The 3,097-nt window shown below is 65.1% G+C and carries 2 protein-coding genes; both read right to left on the reverse strand.

From position 1 onward, the window contains the following. Positions 1-123: 123 nt before the first annotated feature. Positions 124-1,371, reverse strand: coding sequence for an acyl-CoA/acyl-ACP dehydrogenase (locus GXP34_09290; GenBank protein NOY56168.1), 1,248 nt, complete (start codon positions 1,369-1,371; stop codon positions 124-126). A 10-nt stretch (positions 1,372-1,381) separates the two neighbouring features. Beyond that, a complete protein-coding gene (locus GXP34_09295) occupies positions 1,382-2,905 on the reverse strand; it encodes an AMP-binding protein (protein ID NOY56169.1) in 1,524 nt (507 codons plus the stop codon). Positions 2,906-3,097: the final 192 nt, after the last annotated feature.

Raw genomic sequence — 3,097 nt, forward strand, 5'->3', positions numbered from 1 at the left:
CCCTTCAGGGGGAAGTGCCGAGTCTTCGAGGCGATGGGGGTGTGCCCGCGCTGGGGGAGGCTCTACCCCATCTTCCTCGGTTGGTTCCTCGCTTCGGCCACTTCCCTCTGCCAGGAAAAGGCCCTATTCGTAGACTTTCTCGTCGGTGGCGTCTGCGTCGAGGGCGTCGGCTTCCCAGTCACGGTACGCGGTGCCGCGGCGGTGGCGGTCGGCGTACTCGCGGTACCACTCGTGGGCGATGATCATGCTCATCACCTCGTTGGTTCCGGTCCAGATCGACGCGAGGCGCAGATCCCGGTAGTGACGTTCGATCGGGTAGACGGACGTGTAGCCGATCCCGCCCATGACCTGCATGGCGTTGTGGACGACCTTCTGGCACGACTCGGTCACGAACTTCTTCGTCTCGGAGATGTGCCTGCGGGTCATGCCGGCGTCTGCGCCCTCGTCGACGGCGCGTGCGGTCGTGTACACCAGGGACCGTGCGGCGTCGAGGAGCATGGCCGCCTCGGCGACCTGAAAGCTGACCCCTTCGAACCGGTTGATCGTCTTGCCGAACGCCTTGCGGCGGGTCGTGTAGCCGCCGGCGACCTCCAGGGCCGCCGTGGCGGGCCCGATGGTCATCGCCGCGGTGGCGAGACGCTCGGGGATCATCATCGTGTTGAACACGTGCACCCCACCGTCGACGGTGCCGATCACGTTCTCCTTGGGCACGATCACGTCCTTGAACACGACACGGCCCGCGCCTCCGCCTCGAGAACCCATCAGGTTGTACAGATAGTCGACCGTCACCCCGGGGCCTCGATCGACGATGAACGCCGTGATCCCATCCTGGGGCTTCACGTCGGTGTTCGTTCTCGCATAGGCCAGGAAGAAGTCCGCTCCCTCCGCGCCGACGATGAAGCGTTTCTGACCGTTGAGCACGAAGTGATCGCCACGATCGACCGCCGATGTCGTGGTACCGAAGAAGTCGGATCCGCCGCGCGGTTCGGTGAGCCCCTCGGCGGCGAAGATCTCGCCCGCCAGCAGCGGCTTGACGTACTTGGCTTTCTGGGCGTCGGTGCCGTGGATGACGATGGCATCACACACCAGCTCGGCGCCCACCCCGAACGTGCAGGCGAAGATGTAGCCGAGTGTGCCGATCTCCTCCATCACCGCGCACGTCGTCACCCAGTCCATGCCCCGTCCGCCCCACCGTTTCGGGTAGCGGCAGCCGAGCAGGTTGCGACGTCCCGCCTCGGCGAGGAACTCGGTCGGGAAGCGGATCTCGTCGCGATCCATCTTGGCGATCATGTCTTTGGGAACCCACGCGACGAGGTCGCGGGCCTCGTCGCGCATCTTGCGCTGTTCGTCGTTCAACAGGAAGTCGTACATGGTCGCCTCTTCAGTCTGTCGCCGGGTCGTTGTCGAGCTCGTTGCGAAGTCGGTACTTCATGACCTTGCCGGTCGGTGTGTAGGGGAGCTCGTCGACGAAGCGGAACTCGCGGGGGATCTTGTACCTGGCGAGATGGTCGCCGAGGAACGCCGTGAGGTCGTCTGCACTCACCGTCGTATCGGGTTTCGGCACGATCAGAGCGAGGACGGTCTCACCCCACTCGGGATGCGGTTTGGCGATCACCGCGACACCGGCCACGTCCGGGTGCGACATGATGACGTCCTCCACCTCTTTGGAGTACACGTTCTCGCCGCCGGTCACGATCATGTCCTTGATCCGGTCGACGATGTAGAGGTAGCCGTCCTCGTCGACCCTGGCGATGTCGCCGGTGCGGTACCAGCCGTTCTCGAAGGCGGCGCCGGTGGCCTCGGGGTCGTTGTAGTAGCCGACCATCATGGAGTCGGCCATGAGCCAGACCTCGCCGACCTCACCGGCCTTCGCCTCTTCGGTCGTGCTCTTCATCACCTTGACGTTGGCACCCGGCAGCGCGGTGCGGCCGATCGAACCGGCCTTGGAGACCTGCTCGGAGGGGAACAGCGCCGTGCCCGAAGGGCCTGCCTCGGTCATCCCGTACACCTGGTAGAAACGGTCGCTGCGGTACTTGTCCATCAGCACCCTCGCGTTCTTCGCGTCGATCGGACCGCCGCCGTAGATCCAGGCACGGATCGACGACAGGTCGAACTCGTCGAAGTTGGGCACCATCGCCAGCGGAGCCAGGTAGCTGATCGGGGCGCCGAAGTAGATGGTGCACTGCTCGTCCTGGACCGCTTCGAGGAAGTGCAGCGGGTGGTACTCGCGCAGCAGCACGGTGGTGGCCCCCAGATACTGTGCGGCCACGAACCAGTTGTTCAGCGGGGACGAATGCCAGATCGGCATCGCCAGCAACACCCGGTCGTCCTGGCTGTACTGCGCCAGCAGGGCGCCGGTGATCCCGGCCATGATGACGTTGCGGTGCGAGTGCACGCACCCTTTCGGTTTTCCGGTCGTACCCGACGTGTAGAGGAGCTCGGCCATGTCGTCGTCGGCGACTTCGACCGGTGACGGGTCCGCCGCCGAGGCCAGCGCCGCGTCGAAATGGGGGTAGCCGTCGGCCGGAGTGTCGAGCGATCCCCGTTTGGCGGTCGTGTCGAGCTTGCCTGCCAGGGGGGCCAGCGCCCCGTCGAAGAGGAACACCTTCGCTCCGCTGTGGTCGAGGATGTACTCGACCTCGGGGACGGCGAGCTTGTGGTTGACGGGAACGACGGCTGCGCCGGCCGCGAGTGCGCCGAAGAACGCTATCGGAAACGACGGCGTGTTGAAGCTCATGATCGCCACACGATCGCCCTTGGTGACACCCCAGGACTGCAGCACCGCCGCGGCACGGTACGCCTGGTCGGTCAGATCGGCGAAGCTCAACCCCCGACCCTCGTAGCGGATGGCGTCCTTTTCGGGGAACTTCCTTGCATTGCGGTCCAGTATCTCGATGAGGTTCACAGAGGGTCCTTTCCGCTTCGGCTGGTCCCGGAGCATCGGTTTGGTGACAACAGTCGAAGGCTAGTCACGCGCAGACGGTGCAAGTTCTCCGTGCGGGGCGGGGAGGCTAGAGGCTCGGCTGGTTCTTTTCTTCCCCCTTCAGGGGCAAGTGCCGAGTCTTCGAGGCGATGGGGGTGTTCCCGCGGCGAGGGG

The organism is Actinomycetota bacterium (assembly GCA_013152275.1).
In the GTDB taxonomy this organism is placed as follows: domain Bacteria; phylum Actinomycetota; class Acidimicrobiia; order Spongiisociales; family UBA4744; genus BMS3Bbin01.

What these genes read in the sequence shown, in the direction of transcription:
- GXP34_09290 (NOY56168.1), bottom strand. Translation starts at nt 1,371, where the DNA reads ATGTACGACTTCCTGTTGAACGACGAACAGCGCAAGATGCGCGACGAG.